21 protein-coding genes and 2 pseudogenes are annotated in these 25,696 nt (G+C 60.9%); 13 read left to right on the top strand and 10 right to left on the bottom strand.

The window, feature by feature from the left end:
• Positions 1–90 precede the first annotated feature (90 nt).
• From EOS_RS35370 to EOS_RS35355, 4 genes are all read left to right on the top strand, one after another.
• Entirely contained in the window at positions 91–882 is a 792-nt protein-coding gene (locus EOS_RS35370) for a sigma-70 family RNA polymerase sigma factor (protein WP_053064144.1), read from the top strand.
• Positions 883–1,207: 325 nt separating this feature from the next.
• On the top strand, positions 1,208–2,080 hold the full coding sequence (locus tag EOS_RS35365; RefSeq protein ID WP_047896865.1) for a transglutaminase family protein: 873 nt from the start codon (positions 1,208–1,210) through the stop codon (positions 2,078–2,080).
• A 28-nt stretch (positions 2,081–2,108) separates the two neighbouring features.
• Positions 2,109–2,912 (top strand): transglutaminase-like domain-containing protein, encoded by an 804-nt coding sequence (locus EOS_RS35360; protein ID WP_047896864.1) that lies wholly within the window; start codon positions 2,109–2,111, stop codon positions 2,910–2,912.
• A gap of 241 nt (positions 2,913–3,153) precedes the next feature.
• Positions 3,154–4,047 carry a squalene/phytoene synthase family protein gene (locus EOS_RS35355; RefSeq protein WP_235443060.1) on the top strand — a complete coding sequence of 298 codons (894 nt, stop codon included), beginning with the start codon at positions 3,154–3,156 and terminating at the stop codon, positions 4,045–4,047.
• A 37-nt stretch (positions 4,048–4,084) separates the two neighbouring features.
• Here EOS_RS35355 and EOS_RS35350 read toward each other — a convergent pair whose 3' ends face one another.
• From EOS_RS35350 to EOS_RS44010, 3 genes are all read right to left on the bottom strand, one after another.
• On the bottom strand, positions 4,085–5,302 hold the full coding sequence (locus EOS_RS35350; protein ID WP_047896863.1) for a DUF1501 domain-containing protein: 1,218 nt from the start codon (positions 5,300–5,302) through the stop codon (positions 4,085–4,087).
• 9 nt (positions 5,303–5,311) lie between these two features.
• The gene (locus EOS_RS35345; RefSeq protein ID WP_047896875.1) at positions 5,312–6,832 is read right to left on the bottom strand and encodes a DUF1800 domain-containing protein; all 1,521 of its coding nucleotides are present in this window, start codon (positions 6,830–6,832) and stop codon (positions 5,312–5,314) included.
• A gap of 310 nt (positions 6,833–7,142) precedes the next feature.
• The gene (locus tag EOS_RS44010) at positions 7,143–7,682 is read right to left on the bottom strand and encodes a hypothetical protein (RefSeq protein ID WP_235443059.1); all 540 of its coding nucleotides are present in this window, start codon (positions 7,680–7,682) and stop codon (positions 7,143–7,145) included.
• 202 nt (positions 7,683–7,884) lie between these two features.
• Here EOS_RS44010 and ompR point away from each other — a divergent pair, with 202 nt between their 5' ends.
• From ompR to EOS_RS35320, 4 genes are all read left to right on the top strand, one after another.
• Complete coding sequence (gene ompR / locus EOS_RS35335; RefSeq protein WP_031359745.1) at positions 7,885–8,610, top strand: osmolarity response regulator transcription factor OmpR; 726 nt, start codon at positions 7,885–7,887, stop codon at positions 8,608–8,610.
• Between the two features lie 84 nt (positions 8,611–8,694).
• Positions 8,695–10,053, top strand: coding sequence for an ATP-binding protein (locus tag EOS_RS35330; protein ID WP_047896862.1), 1,359 nt, complete (start codon positions 8,695–8,697; stop codon positions 10,051–10,053).
• A gap of 207 nt (positions 10,054–10,260) precedes the next feature.
• Positions 10,261–10,809, top strand: a complete 549-nt coding sequence (locus tag EOS_RS35325; protein ID WP_047896861.1) for a peroxiredoxin — start codon at positions 10,261–10,263, stop codon at positions 10,807–10,809.
• 108 nt (positions 10,810–10,917) lie between these two features.
• Positions 10,918–11,442, top strand: a complete 525-nt coding sequence (locus EOS_RS35320) for a carboxymuconolactone decarboxylase family protein (RefSeq protein ID WP_047896860.1) — start codon at positions 10,918–10,920, stop codon at positions 11,440–11,442.
• Positions 11,443–11,527: 85 nt separating this feature from the next.
• Here the strand turns inward: EOS_RS35320 and ispF are convergent, their stop codons facing one another.
• A complete protein-coding gene (ispF, locus tag EOS_RS35315) occupies positions 11,528–12,019 on the bottom strand; it encodes a 2-C-methyl-D-erythritol 2,4-cyclodiphosphate synthase (protein ID WP_047896859.1) in 492 nt (163 codons plus the stop codon).
• 36 nt (positions 12,020–12,055) lie between these two features.
• Positions 12,056–12,769, bottom strand: a complete 714-nt coding sequence (gene ispD / locus EOS_RS35310; protein ID WP_047896858.1) for a 2-C-methyl-D-erythritol 4-phosphate cytidylyltransferase — start codon at positions 12,767–12,769, stop codon at positions 12,056–12,058.
• 109 nt (positions 12,770–12,878) lie between these two features.
• Between ispD and mfd the strand changes: the two genes are divergently transcribed.
• The 3 genes from mfd (at position 12,879) to EOS_RS35295 (ending at position 18,760) form a co-directional block, all read left to right on the top strand.
• Positions 12,879–16,370, top strand: a complete 3,492-nt coding sequence (gene mfd / locus EOS_RS35305) for a transcription-repair coupling factor (protein ID WP_047896857.1) — start codon at positions 12,879–12,881, stop codon at positions 16,368–16,370.
• A 110-nt stretch (positions 16,371–16,480) separates the two neighbouring features.
• On the top strand, positions 16,481–17,707 hold the full coding sequence (argE, locus tag EOS_RS35300) for an acetylornithine deacetylase (protein WP_047896856.1): 1,227 nt from the start codon (positions 16,481–16,483) through the stop codon (positions 17,705–17,707).
• Between the two features lie 39 nt (positions 17,708–17,746).
• Entirely contained in the window at positions 17,747–18,760 is a 1,014-nt protein-coding gene (locus tag EOS_RS35295) for a threonine/serine dehydratase (RefSeq protein ID WP_047896855.1), read from the top strand.
• A 6-nt stretch (positions 18,761–18,766) separates the two neighbouring features.
• Here the strand turns inward: EOS_RS35295 and EOS_RS35290 are convergent, their stop codons facing one another.
• The 4 genes and pseudogenes from EOS_RS35290 to EOS_RS35275 all read right to left on the bottom strand — a co-directional run bounded on the left by EOS_RS35290 (position 18,767) and on the right by EOS_RS35275 (position 22,998).
• Entirely contained in the window at positions 18,767–19,588 is an 822-nt protein-coding gene (locus EOS_RS35290) for an ABC transporter permease subunit (RefSeq protein WP_407639208.1), read from the bottom strand.
• Positions 19,585–20,499, bottom strand: a complete 915-nt coding sequence (locus EOS_RS35285; RefSeq protein ID WP_047896854.1) for an ABC transporter permease subunit — start codon at positions 20,497–20,499, stop codon at positions 19,585–19,587. Before EOS_RS35285 ends, EOS_RS35290 begins: the two co-directional genes overlap by 4 nt.
• A pseudogene (locus EOS_RS35280) lies at positions 20,496–21,587 on the bottom strand (ABC transporter ATP-binding protein); the annotation flags it as partial. The gene EOS_RS35285 and the pseudogene EOS_RS35280, both read right to left, overlap by 4 nt.
• A gap of 331 nt (positions 21,588–21,918) precedes the next feature.
• Positions 21,919–22,998: a polyamine ABC transporter substrate-binding protein gene (locus tag EOS_RS35275; protein WP_047896871.1), complete on the bottom strand. Its 1,080-nt coding sequence runs from the start codon at positions 22,996–22,998 to the stop codon at positions 21,919–21,921.
• Between the two features lie 686 nt (positions 22,999–23,684).
• Here EOS_RS35275 and EOS_RS35265 point away from each other — a divergent pair.
• Both EOS_RS35265 and EOS_RS35260 read left to right on the top strand, forming a co-directional pair.
• Positions 23,685–24,920: a phospholipase A gene (locus EOS_RS35265; protein WP_047896870.1), complete on the top strand. Its 1,236-nt coding sequence runs from the start codon at positions 23,685–23,687 to the stop codon at positions 24,918–24,920.
• Between the two features lie 62 nt (positions 24,921–24,982).
• Positions 24,983–25,186, top strand: coding sequence for a DUF1289 domain-containing protein (locus EOS_RS35260; RefSeq protein WP_047896852.1), 204 nt, complete (start codon positions 24,983–24,985; stop codon positions 25,184–25,186).
• Positions 25,187–25,276: 90 nt separating this feature from the next.
• On the opposite strand, the pseudogene EOS_RS35255 reads toward EOS_RS35260, so the two are convergent.
• Positions 25,277–25,696: pseudogene (locus tag EOS_RS35255) on the bottom strand (nitronate monooxygenase); the annotation flags it as partial.

Here is a 25,696-nt window from a genome sequence, read left to right as displayed (position 1 = left end):
TTGCCGGCGGCTGTCACATTCGCACGATGCCAGCCGTCAGGCTGTAGTCGGGCCGCTACATAGCGGAAGCACGTGAGGAGGGGAACCTGCATGACTGGTGATACGGATATCGATCGCGACGCGGCGCAACTCGCCGTCTTCGAGGCGTCGCGTGCGCGGCTGTTTTCGCTTGCGTACCGGATTTTGGGCGTGCGCGCGGATGCCGAGGACGTGGTCCAGGACACATTCGTGAAATGGCATCTGCAGCAACGCGCGGCGGGTTTGGACTCGCTGGACTCGCTGGACACGCCGGCCGCGTGGCTCGCGACGGTCGCAAAACGCACGGCCATCGACCGCCTGCGGCATCTGAAATATGAAACGCCGTTGGCCGGAGGTATCGACGGGTTCGATTCCGTCGATACCTCCCCTTCGGCCCAGACGCTCGCGGAACAAACGTCCGATTTGTCGTACGGAATGCGCCGCGTGCTCGAGCGGCTGTCGGCGGAAGAACGAGCGGCCTTCCTGCTGCGCGAGGCATTCGAAGCGGACTACGCGAGCATCGCGAAGATCCTGAACCGAAGCGCCGCGCATTGCCGGCAGATGGTGCATCGCGCGAAAGGCCGGGTGCGCGACAAGCGGACCCGCGATGGTGCGCAACGTGTGCCCCAAGGCAACGAGGCAATCGAGCCGCTGCTCGACGCCATCGCGCGCCAGGACGTCAGCGCGCTAATCGCGTTGACGCTTGCTGCTTCGCCGGCAATCGCGGCAATCACAGCTGTCGCATGCGCCGAACGGCAAGCAGCCATGCTGACTCGCGCGCTGATCGCACGCCTTCGGATCGGCCGTATCGACTTGGGGGTAATGGTCGACTACGAGCGCGTATCCGCTCTCGCGACTGCATGACGCCTTTTCTTCGTAAGTAACCGCGCGGTTAAGGGCATCCATCGGCTACAGTCTCACGCCGGCATAACGCGCTGCGCGGCCGCACGGCTGCGGGCATCCATCGCGGGGAAAATCCCGCATGGGGCCGCCAGCCACGGCGCAAACGAATTCTTTCGCCCGAACCGTCTCGTGTATCCTGAAAACTGGTGTCCGGAGAATCCGGCCACCTCGATCAAGGATCCACAATGGCTTTCAACAATCAGGCCGCGACAGTCGCGGTAGGGTCGCGGAGCATGTTTGCCAGCGGCCTCCTGCCTGTTGGTTTTCACTTGAGCGGGGCAGTCAGGTGAACGAGCCACAGCGCTTTACCGTACGGCATACGAGCATCTACCGGTATTCGGAACCGGTGGACTTCGGCGAGCATCGAATGATGTTCCGGCCGAGGTCCAGCCACGATCTGCGCCTCGCCACCATGCAACTGAAGATCACGCCAGAACCGGCGCGGTTGCGCTGGCTGCACGACATTTTCGACAACTCGGTGGCCGTCGCCACGTTCGATAGCCAGGCAAAAAAACTGACATTCGAGAGCGAAGTCACGCTCGAGCACTTCGAAACTCCGCAGCCGGATTACGCGCTCGAGCGCTACGCCGCCACGTTCCCGTTTGCGTACACGAACGAGGAGGCGTCGGATCTGGTCAACGCACGCAATCGGCCGGAGCCGGATGGCGATGTCGATGCCTGGGCCAAGCGCTTTGTCATGCCCGGCAAAACCATGGGCACAATGGCGCTGCTGCGCGCGATGACGCAATCGATCAACGATGACTTCAAGTACGTGCGCCGCACGGAGAAAGGCGTGAATCGTCCGGCCGATACCTTGCGCCTGCGCAGCGGCAGTTGCCGGGACTTCGCGGTGTTCATGATGGACGCGGTGCGCTCGCTGGGGCTCGCTGCGCGTTTTGTCAGCGGCTACATCTTCGTGCCCGATCATGACACCACGCGCGGTGGCGGCGCCACGCACGCATGGCTGCAAATTTATCTCCCCGGCGCCGGCTGGGTCGATTTCGACCCGACCAACAGCATTATCGGCAACCGCCATCTCATCCGCGTCGCGGTTGCATGGGACCACCATCAGGCCCTCCCGCTGTGGGGAACCTGGAACGGCGAGCCCGGCTCGTTCCGCGGCCTCGATGTCGAGGTCAGCGTGACCGAGAACCGCTGATGTCCTCTTCCATAGAAAGGCCACTCCCATGAAACTCCGCGTTGGTTACGAGCTGGTCTACGAGTGTCCGCAACCGACACCCATGCTTCTCATGCTGAACACGCATTTCTCGTTCGCGCCACAGGTCTTGCTCGCCGATCTGCTGGTGGTCGATCCGCCTGTGCCGATCTCGCAGTATCGCGACGGTTTCGGCAACCTGTGCAGCCGGATCGTCGCGCCCGAGGGCCAGATAGCACTGTCGACCTCGGCGTTGCTGGAGGTGCCAGAGGAATTCGAAAAACCCGGACCGGATGGCTGGCAGCATCCGGTTGAAAACCTGCCCAACGAATGCCTCGTCTTCTTGCTTGGCAGCCGTTATTGCGAGACGGATCTGCTCTCGGACTTCGCGTGGAAAATGTTCGGCAATACGCCGCTGGGACGCCCACGGGTACAGGCTATCTGCGACTTCGTGCACAACCATATTGTGTTCAATTATGCGCACGCGCGGCCGACCAAAACGGCGTGGGAAGCCTATCAGGAGCGTCAGGGGGTATGCCGCGACTTCGCGCATCTGGCCGTTACGCTATGCCGGGCGATGAATATTCCGGCGCGCTATTGCACGGGTTATATCAGCGACGCCGGCATGCCGCCGCCTTACACGTCGATGGATTTCGCCGCGTGGTTCGAGGCTTATATTGGCGGGAGCTGGCAGACGTTCGATGCGCGTAACAACGTGCCGCGGATGGGACGCGTGTTGATGGCGCGTGGCCGCGATGCCGCCGATGTCGCTATCAGCAACACGTTCGGGCCCACGACCCTGCTTAAATTCGATGTGGTTTGCAAACCGCAGTAGCAATCTGTTTTACTTTGGATTTCTAACTAATGCTAATTAATGTTTACTTAGCGGAAACGGGCTCGCCACATCGCGTGGTGGCGCCGGTTCCGCCCCGCCTTGCAGCACATCCCCATCCGGGGGATAATTCGGCCTGAACATCGCGTGCAGTCAGCCAGGTTTCTGCTGCACCGGTAAATACAATGCTTCGTCCTCCCTTACCTGTCCTGTCTCCAGAACACGCCCGAGCCATTGAGTTTCAATGGCTTTTTTTCTGGCCCGGACCGATCGGCTCACGCCGTCATCACCTTCCATTGCCGTGAACTTCGACGACTACTGCCAGCAAAAAGCCGCTCCCGATGGCTCCAGCACGTACTACGCCCTGCGTCGTGCCCCCTCCGCCAGACAGCCGCTTCTGACAGCGTTTTACGCATTGCGCCGGGAGCTGGAAGACACCGTCAAGGAAACCAGCGACCCCACCATCGGCCGCACCAAACACGCCTGGTGGCAAAAGGAACTGGGTAGCCTGTTCGGTGGCGAACCTGCTCACCCCGTGACGAAGGCAATCGCCGCGCATCAGGTGAACACCCCGGTTCTCGACGAGCAAGGACGGGAGTCGATCGAAAATCTGGTCGACGGTTTCAGCATGGACCTCGATCAGGCACGTTATCTCGACTGGCCGGGTCTGCGGCGCTATCTGGACAACGTCGGCGGCGCGTTTGCCTTGATCGTTGCCCGCGCGAGCGCACGCCGTCCTGATGATGCACCGGGCTGGGCCAACTCGCTTGGCACGGCGTTAATGCTGGCGGAGCGCGTGGCGGAAGTCGGCGACGACGCGCGCCACGGCCGCATTTATTTCCCCATCGATGAACTGCAGCGCTTCAATGTCACCGCGGCCGATCTCATCAACCGCAAATACAGCGATGCGTTCACTGACCTCATGCGCTTCCAGACCGGCCGCGCACGCGAAGCGCTTAAGCAGTCTCTGGCCGCGATCCCCTCGAGCGAACGCACGACACAGCGCGTGCTGCGCGCGCAAGCGGCTTTATCGTTGGCATTACTCGATGAGATAGAACGCGAAAACTTCCAGGTGCTCCATCAGCGGATCGCGCTGACACCTATCCGCAAACTGTGGATCAGTTGGCGCGTCAGATAAGTCCAGGGAGGTCGCTTCGCTTCTTGATACCCCGCGCCTAAGCGCGCAGTAAAGGCAGCGTCTCGAACTTCTGCCCGAGGACCGCGGTGGAATTCAGTCCCCACCACGGTCCGAGCACAGTCGCGTACATCTGCCTGAAATCAACACCGACAGGGAGATTGCCGTTCCCGTCCAGCCGTGCCAATTCCGGCGCTACGCCATGAAGTCCGCCGTTCACCCGGCCGCCCATCACGAAATGCGGCGCGACCGTGCCGTGATCCGTCCCGTTACTCTGGTTCTCACGGGGCCGCCGGCCAAACTCTGCGTAAGTCATGACGAGCGTCTCGTTCCATCGGCCCAGTTCGAGGAGCGCCGAACGCATCGCGACCAGTCCCTCCGATAACTGCTTGAGCAACGCCGCCTGCTGACCCGGCTGGTTCTGATGGGTATCGAAGCCATTGAGCGTCAGGCGGATCACCGCGACGCCCTGCCCCGCTTGCGGCACGCCGGCGGGGGTATCAGTGGCGGCAAGCACTTGCATGGCAGTCTTGATCGATGTACCAAATGCACCGCCCGGAAATTGCGTCTTCAGCACGAACTGGCCGGCGCGCGGACGCAGCCGGTCGGCCGCCTTCACGATCTCGTTTTCCACATCGAGAATATGCGCAAGCGCCGGGTTGCGTTCTTTCAGCGATATCGGCGTCGCGAGCCGTGCCTGTTTCTCGAACTGCGCCGGATTCACGAGCGCGACCGCTCGTGCGCCATTCGCGAGCGGCCCCATTTCCGCGCTACCGATGACCACGGCATCGGCGGCAAATCCTGCCGGCACGGGCTGTGCGCGGAACGTACGCGTGAGCCAGCCTTCGTGCAGATATTGATCGGCGCGCGAACCGGTGTCCCAGATCTCGATGGATCGAAAATGCGAGAGGTTCGGTTGCGGATAACTGACGCCCTGCACGATCGCGAGTTGCCGGTCTTTCCACAGCGGCATCAAGGGCTGCATGGCGGGGTGAAGGCCCGTGCGGTCGTCGAGTTGGACGACCTGCTCGCGCTTGATGCCAATCTTCGGACGCAGCGCAGCGTAAGCAGGATCGGCGAATGGGATCACAGTGTTCAGGCCGTCGTTGCCGCCCTTCAGTTCGACCAGGATCAGCACGTTGCCATAACCGGTCGTGCGCATCTCGACCGGGAGTTGACTTGCTGCGGCAAACGCCGACGGCGCAAGGGCGAAAGCGCCGGCTGCACCGGTCATCGAAAGGAAGTCGCGTCGGTTCATGGTGGCCGCCTATTTCAACTGGTACGCAGGATCCATCAGCAAGACCCGCAGATACGCGCTGCTCGTGACGTCGGGTTCGATGGCGTCGGCCGGGGAAACCGCCAGGACCGCGCGCTGCAACTGCAATTGCGTCGACAGATCGGGGCGCGCGTCGGGCGTCGTATTGTATTGCGCGAGCCATGCGTCCAGATCAAAGCGCAAGCCAGGACGCGGCCGTGGCGTCGGCGTGGGTTTCATGGCGGCGTTCGACATCATGTTCGACGTCGTGTTCGTCATCGGGCTTGCCATCGTGCTTGCCATCGGATTGACCGGCCCTCGTGCGGCCGTCGCCGGGCGCATGCCGTGTGCTTCGGTCGCCCGAAACAACTGTTCGATGAACTGCTTGCGCGCGAGCAGCGTGGAGCTGTTGATCCAGTTTTCACCGCCCGGCCAGCCCTTCACGTTCGGCGGATAAAACAGGTTCTCGCCGAAATTGCGCACCTGGACGGCAAGCGGCGTCGCGTCCTGGTCGGCGTAACCGATATCGAACTCGCGCACAGCGCCAACCACGAATTCCGCTGGCGACTTCACCAGCACGCCACAGTTGCGCTCGTCCCAGAATGCCTCCGATAAAAACAGCCCCCGCAACGCCGTCTTGATGTCGTAGTGCGATGCGCGGAAACGCTCGGCGACCGGCGCGATCTGCGCCGGATCCGGCGTCTCGGAGATGAACTCGCGCCACAGTTCGGTCGTGATAAAGGTGGCGGTTTCCGGTTGGGCAAGGAGGATGTCGAGAACCTGATCGCCATCGAAATTGCCCATCTGGCCGAGGACGGTCTTGTCGCCGTCGTCGTGGATTTTTGGATTGAACTGGTAGGCGAGCGTATTCGGATCGAGCGTCCAGCCCGTGTAGGCCCGTGCGGCTTCTGTCACGTCACGCTGCGAGTAATGTCCCTCACCGAGCGTGAACAGTTCCATCACCTCGCGGGCGAAGTTTTCGTTGGGACGGCCTTTGCGGCTGCCGGCGCCGTCGAGGTATTGCAGCATAGCGGGATCTTTCGAGACCGCATGCAGCAAGTCGCCGAAATTGCCAAGCGCGTCGCGGCGCAGCAGTGCGTTCTGCCGGAACATGAGCTGCGGATAGTGAACCTTCTCTTCGGCGGACGGGAAGTGATCGTGCCAGAAGAGCGTCATGCGCTCGGTGAGCGGCGAGCGTGTGGTCACCATTTCCCGTACCCACCAGCCGCGCAACTCGTCGTATCGACGGCTTTGTTCGCGCTGGTCGTCACGGCGCTGATCCTCTGTCCATGCACGGCGTATATCGGCCGATGGGATGGGCTCCGTGACCCACGCGGGCGGCGGCGTAGCGGCTTCGGTGCGTGCGCCGGCGAGCAAGGCATCGACTGCCTCCTCACGCGTTTTGCCGATATACGGAGTGACCTCGCTCGCATTCGTCGCGAAGCCGGTTCGGGTGAGCAGGAAACGTGCGTCGGTGGCATCCAGCGGATCAGTATCGACCGCTGCCTCTTCCGTCCGAGGCACATTGCGCATCCGGTGCGGCGTGACGTTCTGCGCCGCCTGTGCCGTCATCGCGCAGGCCAGCATCATGCACAACGCGATCGCACCAGTGCCGATACCAATACCAATGCGGAAATCGCGCCGATTCAGCGAACCGCGAGCAGCGTGGAAATGAAGAAGCCTGGAGAGTGGCATCGAAGAGCGGGTCCGGTGGCCGTGCTAAGTCAATCAACGGCGAGGAGCCGATGCCCGTTGACCACGGCGACGCCGTTGCGCATCACGTCCGGAGCTGAAAGCCGCCAAGCCTTGCCTTGACCGCGAGTCCGGTCAACTACGCAAGCGCTCAACGCTTATAAAGATCCCTGACCGCTTCCTCGATGTGCTGGCGCAGCAGACGCCGCTCATCTGCGGTCATGACAGAGTGCCGCGGAGGCCGCGCGGGTGGCTGCGGATCGCTTTGCGGTGCAGGCATGGCCGGCATTGGCTGCAGGTCGCGGCTGCCATCCAGCGGCTTTTGCATGCGATGCTGAGCGCGCATGAAGCGGCCGTCGAAGCTGCGTTTCTTGGGTGGATGTGAGTTGGAATCAGAGCTGTCGCCCTCTGGATTCGAATACCGGGAAGAGGATGCGGACGAAGATGAAGACGACGATGACAACGACGAATCCGGCCGGTCGAACGCCGCCGAACTGCGATTGGAAGACTGCGATGGTTGCGCAAGAGCTGTGCGCGTGGCAAACACGGCGTAAAACGCGCTAGCGATCAGCGTTAGTCGGATGATGCGCTTGGTGCGCACAGGTATGCGCCGCCGCGCTCCCTTCATGTTGTTCCCTTCGTTGCTCGACAACCGGACAGTCTCAGGCTCTTTGGCGTGCTTGCGTGTCATGCGAGAGTGACGGTTAATCCGCCATGATGCTGACGCGCAATCGTTGTACTAATGGAGTATCCACCGAATGACGGGCTTAGGTAAAGGAGTGTACGCATAGAACCTTTATGTCGTGCCACAGTCCCCGTAAATTTTGTAACTATCTGTTACGTCAGAAATCAGGCAAACTCGTACATCTTTCTAATCGCGCTAAGATGCCGACATGGAAACCAAAAATCCCTCAAAAATACTCGTAGTCGACGACGATCCCCGTTTGCGCGATCTTTTGCGACGTTATCTCGGCGAACAGGGCTTCAATGTCTATGTCGCTGAAAATGCGCCGTCGATGAACAAGCTCTGGGTTCGAGAACGTTTCGACCTGCTCGTGCTCGACCTGATGTTGCCGGGGGAAGACGGACTCTCGATCTGTAGGCGCCTGCGCGGCAGCAACGACCGCACGCCCATCATCATGCTCACGGCGAAAGGCGAAGATGTCGACCGCATCGTGGGCCTGGAAATGGGCGCGGACGACTATCTGCCGAAGCCGTTCAACCCGCGCGAACTCGTCGCGCGGATTCATGCCGTGCTGCGCCGCCAGTCACCGTCGGAACTGCCCGGCGCGCCGTCCGAAACCACTGAAGTCTTCGAATTCGGCGAATTCGCACTGAATCTCGCTACCCGCACGCTGACCAAGAACGGCCAGGAAATCCCGCTGACCACCGGCGAATTTTCCGTACTGAAAGTGTTCGCGCGTCATCCGCGTGCGCCGCTGTCGCGTGAAAAGCTGATGGAGCTGGCACGCGGTCGCGAATACGAAGTCTTCGACCGCAGCCTCGATGTCCAGATTTCCCGGTTGCGCAAGCTGATCGAGCCGGACCCGAGCAGCCCGCGCTTTATCCAGACCGTGTGGGGTCTCGGCTACGTCTTCATTCCCGATGGCGCAGCGTGAGATTTGAGTCCTCCGGATTTGAGTCCTGATTGAGTACCGACAAACGCGCCCCGTGCGCGCCACGAGCAAGAGCATCAACGACCCATGCGGATTGACAGGCGGCTACTGACGCTCGCGTTCGGCGGCCTGTTCTGGCGGACCTTCGCCTTGATCGCGTTGCTGATCGCGGTCAGCATTGCTGCGTGGTTCCAGAGTTTTCGGGTCATCGAACGCGAACCGCGCGCGCAACGCGTCGCGCTGCAACTCGTCGCGGTCGTCAAGCTCACGCGTACCGCCCTCCTTTATTCCGATCCCGATCTGCGCCGCGCCTTGCTGCAGGATCTGGAGAGCAATGAAGGCGTGCGCGTGTATCCGCGCGAGACCACCGATAAATACCGCCTGCAGCCCGATGAATCGCTCAACCGTTTGATCGAGCGCGACGTGCGCGGCCGGCTTGGCAACGACACGGTAATCGCGCAATCGGTCAACGACATTCCTGGCGTCTGGATCAGCTTCAAGATCGACGACGACGATTACTGGGTGGCGCTCGACCGCGATCAACTCGATAACGTCACCGGCCTGCAATGGGCCGGCTGGGGCATCTTCGCGCTCGCGCTATCGCTGTTCGGCGCGGCGTTCATCACCAGCCTCGTGAACCGGCCGTTCGCTCGGCTGGCGCTGGCGGCGCGCAAGGTCGGCTCGGGACAGTCGCCGGAACCGTTGCCCGAGCGCGGCATGGGCGTGGCTGCCGAAACCAATCGCAGTTTCAACCAGATGGTGCAGGACCTCGAGCAACTCGATGCCGACCGCGCGCTGATGCTCGCCGGCATCTCGCACGACTTGCGCACGCCGCTCGCACGTCTGCGGCTGGAAACCGAAATGAGCCCCTCCGACGAAGCGACGAAACTCGCGATGGTCGATGACATCGAACAGATGGACATGATCATCGGGCGCTTCCTCGACTACGCCCGGCCGATGCAGCGCATGGCCGAAGCCGTGGATCTTTCGTTGATCGGCGGCGAAATGGCTGCGCGTTTCTATGGGGAAGATGGCGTGGTCATGAAGACCGATCTGGCGCAGGGCGCGATCATAGAAGGCGATCCAACCGATGTGCGGCGGGTGATTGGCAACCTGCTGGAGAACGCGCGCAAGTACGGCCGTAGCGCGGCGGACGACATCGCGCGGATCACGCTGCAAACGCATGTGAACCACGGGCGCGTGGAGTTGTCGGTGATGGATGAAGGCCGCGGCATTCCAGAAGATCAGGTGGCGCTGATTACGCGCCCGTTTTATCGCGTGGATACCGCCCGCACGCAGGCCAACGGCACCGGGCTCGGCATGGCGATCGTGCAACGGCTCGTCACGCGGCAGCGCGGCACGCTGCGCCTGCGCAACCGGCATCCGCATGCGGGATTCGAGGTCACCATCGACTTCCCGGCGATAGAAAAACGCACCTTCCGGTAAAGCGATCCTCAGAGAACGCTATCGGTCCATTCGTTAAAAGCTATCTAGCGCGTTAGCTAAAAACTATTGAAAAAATAACTTAATAGACGTATAGTGAGATTCGTTCAACGCATTCATCGGCTCCTCGGCGAGTTTGGTGTGCGTCATGTGAGCGTTACAGCGATCAGGTAGTGTTAATTTTCTTCCAACGAACACAGGAGTATTCATATGAAGACCGTGGGCGATAAAGTTGAAGCGTTTACCGTTACTGCTGCAAAGCCGGGTTTCAATCATCACGAAGAAAATGGCGTGTCGGCGTTCGAAGAGATCACCGAACAGTCGTTTCCCGGCAAGTGGAAGATCCTGTATTTCTACCCGAAGGATTTCACGTTCGTCTGCCCGACGGAAATCGTCGAGTTTGGCAAGCTGGCTACGGATTTCGCTGATCGCGATGCGGTGTTGCTCGGTGGCAGCGTGGACAACGAATTCGTGAAGCTGGCATGGCGCCGGGAGCACAAGGACCTGAGCAAGCTGAACCACTACGCGTTCGGCGACGTGAAGGGCGAGCTGATCGACCAGCTCGGCGTGCGTGACAAGGAAGCTGGCGTGGCGCTGCGCGCAACGTTCATCATCGACCCGGACAATGTGATTCAACACGTTTCGGTGAACAACCTGAACGTTGGCCGTAATCCGGAAGAAGTGCTGCGTATTCTCGACGGCCTGCAAACGGACGAACTGTGCCCGTGCAATCGCGCTGTTGGCGGTTCGACGCTGTAAGCAGGTACGGCTAAAGGCCCTTCGTGGCTTGGCTCCGTGGCCCGTCAGCTTTCCGAGTCATACTCGAGCCGGCGGGTTTTTTTATCGCTGATCAGATAGGAGAAATTTATGGAATTCCTCGCATCGATTAAAGAACTTATTCCTGATTACGCCAAGGACATTCGCCTGAACGTGGACGGTACGATCGCGCGTTCATCGCTGGAAAGTAATGACGCCGTGGGCGTGGCGCTTGCCGCGGCTTATGCCGCCAAGGCCACGAAGATTGTCGGCTTGATTCGCGACGCGGGCGTGTTGTCGGCCGAGGAAACGAATGGCGCGTTGACCGCTGCCGCGTTGATGGGCATGAACAACGTGTGGTATCCGTACCTGGAAATGGCCGATAACGCCGACCTGAAGACCCAGCCGGCGGCGTTGCGCATGAATGCGTATGCAACGCATGGCGGTGTCGATAAGCGTCGCTTCGAGATGTATGCGCTGGCGGCATCGATTGTTGGCAAGTGCCACTTTTGCGTGAAGTCGCACTACGAGAATCTGGTTGGGGAAGGCATGAGCACGACCCAGTTGCGAGATGTTGGGCGGATTGCCGCAGTGATCAACGCAGCTGCGCTGGCGATTGCGGCTGAAGGGAAGTAAGCCACTTCGGCTTAGAAGCGCGAAACAAAACGCCACGCAGGCCCAGCGTGGCGTTTTTGTTTGCGACCTTCTTATGCACCCGGTTTCAGGCGTCTATACCCGTACGCATCAGCAGCACCGCCGCCTGCGCCTCGATGCCCTCTTTACGCCCCAGATACCCCAGCTTCTCGTTCGTCTTGGCCTTCACGTTCACGCGAGTCAGCGGCAACTCCAGATCTTCCGCGATATTCGCGCGAATCGCCTCGATATACGGCGCAAGCTTCGGCGCCTGCGCGATCACCGTCGAATCGACGTTCATGATCCCGAAGCCCGCTTCCGACACTCTTGCAAATGCCTCGCGCAGCAGCGCCCGGCTATCGGCGCCGGAAAATTTCGCATCGGTATCGGGAAAATGGCGGCCGATATCGCCCATGGCGGCAGCGCCAAACAGCGCGTCCGTAATCGCGTGCAGCAGCACATCAGCGTCCGAGTGCCCGAGCAGCCCGCGCTCATAAGGAATGCTCACCCCGCCGATGATGAGCGGCCGGCCCTCGACCAGCTGGTGAACGTCGTAGCCTTGTCCGATTCTGAAGTCCATCGATAATCCTAGATAAGTGAACGAGTGAGCACTGAATCAAACCCCGCCGAGCATGGCCGACGCGAGTGCGAAATCTTCCGGATACGTGACCTTGAAGTTACGCAGGCTGCCCTGAATCAGACGCGGCGCGTGACCGAGCCATTCGATAGCGCTGGCTTCATCGGTGAGATCGTGGCCGTCTTGTTGCGCCCGCATGATCGCGTCGCGCAACATGCCCAGCCGGAACATCTGCGGCGTCTGCGCCTGCCACAGCCCGTTACGCGACTCCGTGCGCGCAATGCGCCCTTCATCGTGCGCCACGCCCTCAGCCTCGATACGCTTGAGCGTATCCGCGACGGGCAGCGCCAGAATCCCGCCGACCGGATCGTTCTTCAGCTCGCCCACCAGCGTGCGGATCATCTGCGGCGTGAGCCCGGGGCGCGCGGCGTCGTGCACGAGCACCCAGTCGTCGTCGCGCGCACCAAAACCGGTCAACGCCGCGAGGCCGTTGAACACCGACGCCTGCCGCGTCGTGCCGCCGCAACGCTGCACGGCAAAGCGCAAACCCGCAAAACGGCGGTCATCGAAGTGATGATCGCCCGGCGCCAGCACGACCAGCGTCTGGGCGAACTCGGAACAGGCATCGAAAGCGGCGAGCGAATAACGCAGCATCGGATGGCGGCCGATAGTCTGGTATTGCTTCGGCATCGGTGCACCAGAACGGCTGCCGGAACCGGCGCACGGAATGAGGGCGAACAGGCGGGAAGTCACGAGTTGAAAACGCCCAAGTCAAAGTGAAGCCCGGATTTTATAATAGGTCCATCGCGACCATGCCGGTCCCGCGAGCACTTTCGCACGCGAACGGTTCCCCGCACACTTTATGCCTTCAAAAGCCGTTAGTTCGCAGTCAACGTCTCCTATCGCACTTGTCAAAGCCGGTCAGCGCTTTGCCTTCGATGGCGCCACCGGTTCCTCCGACGCGCTCGCCCTGGCTCGCTATCACCTCGCTTTCCGCGAAAAAGTCCCGTTATTGGTCGTGATGTGCGCGAGCGCCGTCGATTCGCAACGTCTCGCCGTCGAAATTCCGTTTTTTGCGCCAGATGCCCGCGTCAGGCTGCTGCCCGACTGGGAGACGCTTCCCTACGACACGTTTTCGCCCCACCAGGATCTGGTTTCGGCGCGATTGGCGACGCTGCACGACCTGGGCGAAGGCCGCTGCGACATCCTGCTGGTGCCCGCGACGACCGCGTTGTATCGAATGCCGCCGGCATCGTTTCTGGCTGCGTACACGTTTTCGTTCACGCAGGGCGAGCGGCTGAACGAGGCGAAATTGAAGAGCCAGTTGACGCTCGCGGGCTATGAGCACGTCAGTCAGGTCGTGCGTCCGGGCGAATATTGCGTGCGCGGGTCGCTGCTCGACTTGTATCCGATGGGTTCGCCGCTGCCGTACCGGATCGATTTGTTCGACGATCAGGTCGATTCCATCCGTGCATTCGATCCCGATACGCAGCGAAGCCTGTATCCGGTGCGCGATGTGCGTTTGCTCCCCGGCCGCGAGTTTCCCTTCGATGAACCCGCCCGCACCGCCTTCCGCAGCCGCTGGCGCGAGGTGTTCGAGGGCGATCCCAGCCGCTCATCCATATACAAGGACATCGGCAATGGCGTGCCGGCAGCGGGTATCGAGTATTACCTGCCGCTGTTCTTCGACGAAACCGCCACGCTGTTCCACTACTTGCCGCAAGATGCGCAACTGGCGTTCGTCGGCGACATGGACGCGGCCATCAAGCGCTTCACCAACGACACGAAGCAGCGCTATAACTTTTTATCGCACGATCGTGAGCGGCCGCTGCTCGAACCGCAGCGCCTGTTTCTCACCGACGACGACTTTTTCTCGTTCGCCAAGCCCTTCGCGCAAATCAAGTTTCCAGCCATGCCCGAGGGCGGCTGGGCCGTGCCGTTGCCCGGCCTTGCCATCGACCGCCACGCGGAAGATCCGCTGCTCGCGCTACGTCATTATCTGGAACAGACGCCGAACCGCGTGTTGTTCGCGACCGAATCGGCGGGACGACGCGAGACGATCCAGCAACTGCTCTCCGACAACGGCCTGCGCGCCTCGCTCGACGATACGTTCCAGCAATGGCTCACCGGAGATGCCAAATTCTCGCTGGGTGTAGCGCCGCTCGCGAACGGCTTCGCCCTGCCCGGCGAAGGCATCTCGATCATCACGGAGACGGAGCTATACGGACAGCTCGCGCGCCGCGCCGGGCGTCGTCGCCAGGAGCAGGCGAGCAACGTCGATTCGATGGTGCGCGACCTCTCCGAGCTGAAAATCGGCGATCCGGTCGTGCATGCGCAGCACGGTATCGGCCGCTATATGGGCTTGGTATCGATGGATCTGGGCGAAGGCGATACCGAGTTCCTGCATCTCGAATACCAAAACGAAAGCAAGCTGTACGTGCCGGTTGCCCAACTGCACGTGATCTCGCGCTACAGCGGCGCGGACCCGGAAAGCGCGCCGCTGCATGCGCTCGGCTCCGGCCAGTGGGACAAGGCGAAGCGCAAGGCCGCACAGCAAATCCGCGATACCGCCGCCGAGCTGCTCAACCTCTACGCGCGCCGGGCGCTGCGCCAAGGTCACGCATTCCCGCTCGACGCGCGCGACTACGCAAAATTCGCAGAGAGCTTCGGCTTTGAGGAAACGCCCGATCAAGCCGCGGCAATTACGGCCGTGATCGGCGACATGACGAGCGGCAAGCCGATGGACCGGCTGGTTTGCGGCGACGTCGGCTTCGGCAAGACAGAAGTGGCCTTGCGGGCGGCGTTTATCGCGGTGCTCGGCGGCAAGCAGGTGGCCATTCTATCGCCGACCACGCTGCTTGCCGAACAGCACACGAACACCTTCACCGACCGCTTCGCCGACTGGCCCGTGAAAATCGCCGAATTGTCGCGCTTCAAGAGCACGAAGGAAGTCTCGGCGTCGATTCAGGCGATCAACGACGGCACCATCGATATCGTGATCGGCACGCACAAGCTGCTCTCCACCGACGTGGTGTTCAAGCGGCTCGGGCTGGTGATCATCGACGAGGAGCACCGGTTTGGCGTGCGGCAGAAGGAGGCGCTCAAGGCGCTGCGCGCTGAAGTCGATGTGCTGACGCTTACCGCTACGCCGATTCCGCGCACGCTTGGCATGGCGCTGGAAGGATTGCGCGACTTTTCCGTGATCGCTACCGCGCCACAAAAACGCCTGGCGATCAAGACCTTCGTCCGGCGCGAGGAAGACGGCGTGATCCGTGAGGCAATGCTGCGCGAGCTGAAACGCGGCGGACAGGTTTATTTCCTCCATAACGAAGTCGAGACAATTGAAAATCGCCGCGCGATGCTCGAAGCGCTGGTGCCGGAAGCGCGAATTGCGGTGGCGCACGGGCAAATGCACGAGCGCGAACTCGAGCGCGTGATGCGCGATTTCGTCGGCCAGCGCGCGAACGTGCTGCTGTGCACGACGATCATCGAAACGGGGATCGACGTGCCGAGCGCCAACACGATCCTGATTCATCGCTCCGATAAATTCGGCCTCGCGCAGCTGCATCAGTTGCGCGGGCGCGTCGGGCGCTCGCACCATCAGGCTTACGCGTACCTGCTCGTTCACGATCCGGCCGCCCTCACGAAACAGGCGCAACGGCGGCTGGAAGCGATCCAGCAGATGGAAGAACTCGGTTCCGGTTTCTATCTCGCCATGCACGATCTCGAGATTCGCGGCACGGGCGAAGTGCTCGGCGACAAACAATCGGGCGAGATTCAGGAAATCGGTTTCCAGCTTTACACTGACATGCTCAACGACGCCGTGAAGGCGCTGAAAGAAGGCCGCGAGCCCGACCTGAACGCGCCTCTGGCCGCCACGACCGAGATCAACCTGCACGCGCCCGCGATCCTTCCCGCCGATTATTGCGGCGATGTTCAGGAGCGCTTGTCGCTGTACAAACGCATGGCGAACTGCGAGTCGAGCGATGCCATCGACGCCATTCTGGAAGAGTTGATCGACCGTTTCGGCAAGCTGCCGCCCCAGGCGAACGCGCTGGTCGAGACGCACAAGCTGCGGCTCGCGGCGAAGCCGCTGGGCATTGTGAAGATCGATGCGGCCGAGCATGCGATCGCGCTGCAGTTCATTCCGAACCCACCCGTCGATGCAATGAAGATCATCGAGATGGTGCAAAAGCACAAACACATCAAGCTCGCGGGGCAGGACAAATTGCGCATAGAAGTGCGCAGCCCGGATCTTGCCGTGCGGATTTCGACGGTCAAGGAAACGCTGCGGGCGCTCGGCGCACCCGTGCGGCAGCCAAAACCAACGGCCGCCGTAGTGCCGTCGCGCTGAGCGTTTCACCCAGCTTGAAACCCGCGCACCGCCTTGTCCGGCGGTGCGTAACCGGTATTTACGCGGTTTTTTCGGTATGATCGAACGTGAAAAATTCCATGGAGAGCGTCATGTCGCAGATCGCTGAACCGACGGTTTCCGTCGCGCAAACACCCTCTTCCGAACCGGCATCGTTGCCGTGGATCAAGAAGCTCGTCTCCTTCGATACCGTCAGCCGCAATCCGAACATGGGCCTGATCGAAACCGTGCGCGACGACCTGCGCGCCGCCGGCATCGAGAGCACGCTCACCACTGATCCGACCGGCAAATGGGCCAACCTGTTCGCGACCGTGCCGGCGCACGACGGCGCGACGAACGGCGGCATCGTGTTGTCGGGACATACGGACGTGGTACCCGTCGATGGCCAGAAATGGGACAGCGATCCGTTCAAGCCGGAAATCCGCGACGGCCTGTTGTACGGTCGCGGGACGTGCGACATGAAGGGGTTTATCGGCGCGGCGCTTACCTTGCTGCCGAAGATGCAGGCGACGAAACTCGCGCGGCCGATCCACTTCGCGCTTTCCTTCGATGAAGAAATCGGCTGCGCCGGCGCGCCGCTGATGATCACCGACTTGCAAAAGCGCGGGCTGCGGCCGGACGGGTGCATTGTCGGCGAACCGACCAGCATGCGGCCGGTCATCGCCCACAAGGGCATCAACGCCTACAACTGCTGCGTGCGCGGGTTCGCCGCGCATTCATCGCTGACGCCGAAGGGTTTGAACGCGATCGAATATGCGGCGCGGCTGATCTGTTTCATCCGCGACGTCGCCGACGAATTCCGCGCGCAAGGCCCGTTCGACGAACAGTACGACGTACCCTTCACGACCGCCCAGACCAGCACGATCAACGGCGGCAACGCGATCAACACGGTCCCCGCCGAATGCAACTTCGCGTTCGAATTCCGCAATTTACCGACACTCGATCCGGAGCCGATCTATCAGCGTATCGAGAAGTACGCGCGGGAAGAGTTGCTGCCGAAAATGCAGAAGGAACACGCGAACGCTGCTATTGAGTTTTCGAAGATTGCTGCGGCGCCTGGACTTGATGCGTCCGAGCAAGCCGCCATCACGCAACTCGTGCGCGCGCTCACGGCGAATCAGGAGAAGCGCAAGGTGGCTTACGGAACGGAAGCGGGCTTGTTCCAGATCGCGGGCGTGCCAAGCATCGTGTGCGGGCCGGGGAATATCGAGCAGGCGCATAAAGCGAACGAATATGTATCGCTGGATCAGCTTGTTGCTTGCGAAGCGTTTTTGAGCAAGTTTATTCACAGCATGTCGGTCGAGGCGCAGGCGCGTTGAGGTTCGTTGAAATCGCTCGTTGAGGTCAGAAGACACCCCATGTCCACCGCCCATCACTCCGATAACACCATCGACGGCACGCCGATTCCCACACTCGACGATATCGCCGGCCAGCACATGACGCTCTCGCCGTGGGTCGCGCGCACGCCGACCTTCGAGCGTCACGATTTCCCGATGCTCGGCGGCACGCCCATCAACTTCAAGTTCGAGCTGCTACAAGTCGGCGGTACGTTCAAGACGCGCGGCGCCTTTTCGCACTTGCTCGCGCTCACGGAAAACGAACGCGACGCGGGCGTGACCTGCGTCTCAGCGGGCAATCACGCCGTTGCAGTCGCGTATGCCGCAATGCGCCTCGAAATCAGCGCGAAGGTCGTGATGCTGAAGACGGCAAGCCCGGCGCGCGTGGGCCTGTGCCACCGTTTCGGCGCGGAAGTGGTGATGGCGGAAAACGGCGCGGAAGCGTTCGAGACCGTGCGGCGGATCGAGGCCGAGGAAGGCCGCTACTTCGTGCATCCGTTCAATGGCTACCGGACCATCGTCGGTACGGCGACACTCGGATACGAATGGACCTCGCAAGCGCCGGATCTGGACGCCGTGATCCTGCCGATCGGCGGTGGCGGGTTGGCTGCGGGGGTATCGCTGGCATTCCGGCTCGCGAATCCATCGATCCACGTGTACGGCGTGGAACCCAAAGGCGCCGACGCCATGGGCCAGAGTTTCGCCGCGAATCACACGGTGAAGATGGGCGCCATGCACGGCATCGCGGATTCGTTGATGGCGCCGCACACCGAAGACTACAGCTACGAATTGTGCCGGCGGCATATCGACCGGCTGGTGACCGTCTCCGATACCGAGCTGCGCCACGCCATGCTGCATTTGTTCAACGAGCTCAAGCTGGCCGTGGAACCGGCCTGTGCCGCGGCCACCGCTGCGCTGCTCGGGCCGCTGCGCGAAACCCTGCAGGGCAAGCGCGTCGGCGTCTTGCTGTGCGGCACGAACACCGACCCGGCGACGTTGAACAAACATCTCGCAATGGCGGCTCAAGACGACTAAGCGCTGCTACAAGACCTTCGTCATCCGCTTGCGTTCGCTCCTCTGCATGAAGTAATTCGCGGCGATCACACCAACCGTCACGAACGCAATGAACAGCGTGGCGAGCGCGTTCATCTCGGGATTCAAGCCGAGCCGGACGCGCGAGAACACCACGAGCGGCAAGGTTGTCGATCCCGGCCCCGACAAAAACGCGGACAACACCAGGTCGTCGATAGACAGCGTGAACGACAACAACCACCCTGCCACCAGCGCCTGCGATATCAACGGCAGCGTAATCGAGAAAAACACCCGCAATGGTGTCGCACCCAAATCCAGAGCGGCCTCTTCAATCGATGGATTCAATTCCCTCACCCGCGATTCCACGATGATTGCAACGTAGGAAATACACAGCATCACGTGGCCGATCCAGATCGTGAACATCCCGCGCCCTGCGGGCCAGCCGAATACCTTCGCCATTTCGACGAACAGCAGGAGCAGCGATATCCCCTGGATCACTTCAGGAATCACGAGCGGCGCGTTGATCATGCCGGCGTACAGCGTGAAGCCGCGAAACCGCCCCATTCGCGCCAGCACATATCCTGCCCACGTTCCTATTACGACCGACGCGCACGCCGTGAATACCGCGATTCGAATGGACAACCACGCGGCGTTGATCAGTTCCTCGTCGTGCACTAACGCGCGATACCACTTCAGCGAAAACTGCGTCCATACCGTCACAAGCTGCGACTCGTTGAACGAATACACGATCAGGCTGATGATCGGAATATAGAGAAACAGAAATCCGATACCGAGAAAGGTGAACCGGAGCGAGCGACTGGGTTGGATCATCGCTTCTCCTCCAGTTGCTTGGCCTGGTAATACTGGAAAACGGCCATGGGGACGAGCAGCAACAACACCATCGCGCAGGTGACGGCGGAAGCCATCGGCCAGTCGGCGTTATCGAAGAATTCATTCCACATCACGCGGCCGATCATCAGGGTATCCGCGCCGCCGAGCAATTCCGGAATAACGTATTCGCCGACCGCCGGAATAAACACCAGCAGACAGCCGGCGATAATCCCGTTCTTCGACAGCGGCAACGTGATCTGCAAAAACGCCTTCCACGGTTTTGCGCCGAGATCGTAAGCGGCCTCGAGCAAGGTGAGATCCATCTTCACAAGATGGGCGTAAAGCGGCATCACCAGGAACGGCAGATACGAATACACCATGCCGATATAAACCGCGATATTCGTGTGATACAGCTCGACCGGCGTATGAACGATCCCCGTCCACATCAGGAAGTTATTCAGCAAGCCGTTGTTCTTCAGAATCCCGATCCACGCATACACGCGAATCAGAAACGACGTCCAGAACGGCAGCATCACGGCCATCATCAGCAGATTGCGGGTAGCCGGACTCGAACGCGCGATGTAATACGCCATCGGATAACCGATCAGCAGACACAGCAGCGTCGATACTCCCGCGACCAGCAGCGAGTTCATGTAGGTCGCGAAGTACAGGCTGTCCGTCAGCAGGAACGCGTAATGCGAAAAATCGAGCGCGATATTCAGCACGCCGTCTTTGATCGCCGTCAATTCCGTATAAGGCGGAATCCCGAGACGCGCATCGGAGAAACTGATCTTGACGACCAGCAGGAACGGCACGAGAAACAGCAGCACGAGCCAGAGATACGGCCCGGCGACGACCGCCGTCCTTCCGGTCAGGCCGAAGCGTTGCTTCAGTAAATGCAGCGTTTTCATGCCGTGAGCACCACCCCTGCCGATGCGGTCCAGCGCACGAACACTTCGTCGTCCCAGGTGGGTGAATCGATCTGCCCGAGCGCAAGGCTCGACAGGTTCGCCACCACCACTTTGCCGCTGTCGAGCTTCACGTGATACAGCGTGTAGCCGCCCATGTACGCAATGTTCGCCACCTTGCCACGGCCCCAGTTGTAGGAACCCTCGGGCGGCTTGCGCGTCAGCGCAATGCGCTCGGGCCGCACCGAGATGGTGACCGGCATGCCGAGCGGACCCGTGATGCCGTGGTTCACATACAGTCGCGACGGCAATTCCTTCGACTCCACGAACACGTGATCCGGTTCATCCTCGACCACCGTACCTTCGAACAGATTGGTCGAACCGATGAATTCCGCGGTGAACCGGCTGTTCGGATATTCGTAGACCTCGTGCGGCGTGCCGATCTGCACGATCTCGCCCTCGCTCATGACCGCGATCCGGCCGGCCATGGTCATCGCCTCTTCCTGGTCGTGCGTGACCATCATGCAGGTGACGCCCACTTTATCCAGGATGTTCACGAGTTCGATCTGCGTGCGCTGGCGAATTTGTTTATCGAGCGCGGACATGGGCTCGTCGAGCAACAGCAGCTTCGGACGCTTGACCAGGCTGCGTGCCAGCGCCACGCGCTGCTGCTGGCCGCCCGACAGCTGGTGCGGCTTGCGCTGCGCATATTTCGCCATCTGCACGAGGTCGAGCGTCGCGTGCACGCGCTCCTTGAGTTCCGCGCCGCGCACGCCTTCCTGCTTGAGCCCGAACGCCACGTTCGATTCGACCGACATATGCGGAAACAGCGCATACGACTGGAACATCATGTTCACCGGTCGCCGATAGGGCGGCATGGCCGCCAGATCCTCGCCATCGATAAAAATCTGTCCCGACGTGATGGACTCGAGCCCCGCGAGCATGCGCAGCAAGGTGGACTTGCCGCATCCCGAACTGCCGAGAAGCGCGAACAACTCGCCCTTTTTCACCGACAAGTTCACGCCTTTCACTGCGGCGGTTTCGTCGAATTTCTTGACTATATCGACGATCCGCACGAAGTTTTCGTCGGCCCAATCCGGGTCCCGCAAACCCGGTTCCGGCCTGCGGCCGTTGGCACCGGACTGGCCACCCTGGCCGCTTTGACTGCCCGGTCCGGCGGGCACTGCGCTCGACTGCTGCTCACTCATGATCTGCTGCCCGGCTCCTGCGCTATGCGCGTTCGTGCTGCCTTTTTTCACTTCACTCTCTACGTCGTTCTTCCGGTTCTTCCAGTTCTTCGATCCGGCCGCCCTCCACATCGGGCCGTGCCGAAACGAATCAAGCCGTCCACGAACAAAGCCCCCGGAGGACCAGGGGCTTCACGTTTATCGACTGCGTCGTGCAACTTTACCGGAACCGGGATCAGCGCCCCGACTTGAATTCCGTCCAGAGCCGCGTTTGCAAACGCTGGATGTCCTGCGGCAACGGCTTGAGCAGGAACAGCGTCTTGATCACGTCTTGCGGCGGGTACACGGCCGGATCGTTGGCGACATCCTTCGATACGTATTTCCGTGCTTCGCTATTCGCGCTCGGGTAATACACCTCGTTCGTGATCGCGGCGTGAACCTGCGGCGTCTCGATGTAGTTGATCCACTCGAGCGCGGCTTCCTTGTTCTTCGCGTCCTTCGGAATCGCCATCACGTCGAACCAGACCGGCGCGCCGCCCTTAGGAATGTAGTACTCGATCTTGTACGCCTTCTTCGCCTCTTCCGCACGATGCTTGGCGATCACCACGTCGCCCGACCATCCGTAAGCGAAGCACACGTCGCCGCCGACCAGGTCGTTGATATAACCCGACGAGTTGAACTGGGTGATGTACGGGCGGATCTTCTTGAGCATCGCGAGCGCGGCGCGGTAGTCGGCCGGGTTTGTGCTCATCGGATCCTTACCGATGTAGTGCAGCGCAGCGGCGAACATCTGGTCGGGCGCGTCGAGTACCGAGACGCCGCAGGCCTTGAGCTTCGAGATGTTTTCCGGCTTGAACAGGATGTCCCAGTTATCCAGCGGCACGTTCTTGCCGAGGATCTGTTGGGCCTTCGTTACGTTGTAGCCGAGGCCCGTCGTGCCGTATGCCCACGGTACCGTGTACTTATTGCCCGGATCGGCGCCCGCGACCAGTTTCATCAGGTCGGGATCGAGGTATTTGAGGTTGGGGAGTTTGGATTTATCAAGCGGGGCGAAGATGCCTGCCGCGATCTGCTTGCCGGCGTAGTTGCTGGTAGGCACCACGATGTCGTAACCCGAATTGCCGGTGAGCAGCTTGGCTTGCAGCGTGTCGTCGCTGTCGTAGTTGTCGTACTTGACCTTGACGCCTGCCTGCTTCTCGAAGTTCGGAATCGTGTCCTTGGCGATGTAGTCCGACCAGTTGTACACGTTGAGCTGGGTGTCTTTCGCCGATGCCGCCAGTGGTGCTGTTATCGCCGCCACGCCCGCGATAGCCATGGTGATCGATATAACCACGCCCGGTACCCGCGAGCGCTTCGACAACCGGTCCGCCACTTTTTCTGTCATTTCAGTTTCTCCGTCCTTTCGTCTTGCCGACCGTTACTTTCCACATCTCGATGCGCCCTTATCTCCCCTGCTCAGCCCAGTCGAGACGCTCTTTAAAAAAACGAAAACTATCATCAAAAGGTATCTTCGCAAAAAACAATCGGCTAGGGTTGTCGCGCAAAGGGCACAAGGAAACCCGTTTGATTGACGCTGAGTTTGGGAGGGGTTCTCGGCGGATCGTGGAGAGGGTTTTTACTGGTGAGGTTGTGGTGGTGCCCGGGGGTGATGCCGGGTTGCTGCCGCTTGGGTCTTCGGTCGTTATATGTTGGCTGTTCTCTTTATCACTGTTAGCCACTGTGCGTGACGGCAAGTCAGGATCGTTTTTTGCTGCAGCCGCCCGTTCTGCGCCGCTTGTTCGAGATGATCCCTTCGCATGTTTACAATTATATGTTTCGCGAATTTCACCCGGAGGCAGATTGGCAAACAAGCGGTCGCGAACTGCGCAACATGGACGGCCCGGAACACACCTCCTCGCCGCATCGCCCGCGCCCGACGCTACTCAACGCAACCAGGACGATCGCTTCATGGCCGGAGGCTCTCTGACGTTTTCCACCCGTTTCCGACAACGCGATGTCGCGATGGTTTATCGCCTGACTACGCTCACGGTCGCCCTTGGCCTGGGCCTCGGGAGCAGCCTCGCCCAGGCAACAGTTTCCGTGCTCCAACCCGTGCGCGAGGCGGCCGCACAGCAGCCGCTCGAACTGACGCTGCTTTATAGCGACGACGACGAGCAGCCGCTCACCGTCGATGTACCCAAAGCGCTCAACGTCACGCTGACCAACGGCGATCTGCCGCCGCAACCGCTTTCGCTGCAACGTGAGCCCAACGTTCCCGACACGCTGACGCTACGCCCCGGCCAGTATCGGAAGATTCGTTATGCAGCGCCTTGGCCGGACGTCGCTCGCGGCGTGGTGAAGGTCGATCCGGTCGGCTTCGATTCGTCGCCTATGCTGATCACGCTCAATCGCGGCAAGACGCAGGGCCAAGTCGTGGCGGCGGAGAACGCTGAAACACAGGCGAAAACACCGCAGCAACTGGCCAGCGCCGAAGCTGCGGCAAACACGTCGGCCATTCCGACGACCACGAGCGACCGCATGCTGAGCGGCCGGTTATCGACCTTCGAACCCATGTATTTCGCCGATGGCCAGAACGGCGATAACCTCGCGAAATTCCAGTTCAGTTTCAAGTATCGCGTGCTTTTGCCCGACGATCCCCGCTCGCGCGCTTTCCTCGACAACCTGTATTTCGCGTACACGCAAACATCGATATGGGATTTGACGGCTGAATCGGCGCCCTTTCGCGACACGAGCTACGAGCCGCAACTGTTCTATTACCTGGAGAACACGGGCTGGAAAAGCTCGCTGTTTTCGCGCATGGGCGTCGCGGCCGGTATCGGACACGAATCCAACGGCAAGGCCGGCGCCGATTCTCGCGGGATCAACATCGCTTTCGTGCGCCCAACCTGGGATTTCGGCGATATCAACTCGAACCACCTGACGATATCGCCGAAAATCTACTACTACATCACGAAGAGCGGCAACGAGGACATCCAGGACTATCGCGGTTACGTGGACCTGCTCGTGAAATACGGCAGCCCCGATAGCTGGCAACTCGCCGCGACGCTGCGCAAGGGCACAAAAGCGGGATACGGCAGCGTCGACGCCCAGTTCACCTATCCGCTCGCTAAACTGATCAACAGCGCGTGGGGCGGCTATTTGTGGGTAGGCTACTTCAACGGCTACGGCGAGGACATCCTCGATTACAACCGGCGACAACACTGGATCGCGCGGATCGGCTACAGCATCGCGCGTTAAACTTGCATTTTTTGCGGGCGTTGCGGTCTTCACTGGATGCCGCGCCCGACTATAGGCGTTTTATGGCATCGAACCTTCATGACTTGCCCGACAGCCCGTGTATCGGAGTCTGCTCGACCCTCTTCGACGACGTCTGCAAAGGCTGCGGCCGCATGGCCGGCGAAGTCTCCAACTGGGTATTTCTCAGCGATGACGAAAAGCGCGCGATCTGGGAACGCATTACCCGCGAGGGCACGGCCATGCGCTTCACGCGCGACAAGGTTTGATTGCGGATTGACTCGGGCTTGGAATCAGATTGAGATGCGGCGCAGGGCATTGCAAACTGCTATCTCAAAAGCCAGCAGCACCCGCGCCGTTCAAGCCTCCGCCGTGGGCCGGATATCTGCAACTAGCAAGTCGAGCAGTTCACGCACGCTGCGAATCGCCGATCCGAACGGCAGCGCCTCGCGCCCCCGAAAGAACAGCCCAGTCTCACGATCTCCGCGCAACGCGGCGGCCAGACGGGTATCGATACAAAAGTGCCCGAACTTTTCGATGCCATCGCGCCAGCCGCACGCGCTCAGGCAGTTGAGCCCCGACTGACACGTTTGCGGTTTCGTGCCGATCTTCTCGCGGATCCGTTGCTCCTGGCGCATGTAGCGCACGAGCCACGGCGTCTTCACCGCGCGCGCCGGCAAACCGGTCACACTCACGAATTCGACAATGTCTTCCGGCGTTGCGTCGGCGAGAATCCGCTTGAACTCGGGATGCGCGTCACACTCTTGCGTCACCGCGAA

This window comes from Caballeronia mineralivorans PML1(12), assembly GCF_001028175.1.
GTDB lineage: Bacteria > Pseudomonadota > Gammaproteobacteria > Burkholderiales > Burkholderiaceae > Caballeronia > Caballeronia mineralivorans.
This window is presented reverse-complemented; position numbering and strand designations above follow the sequence as displayed.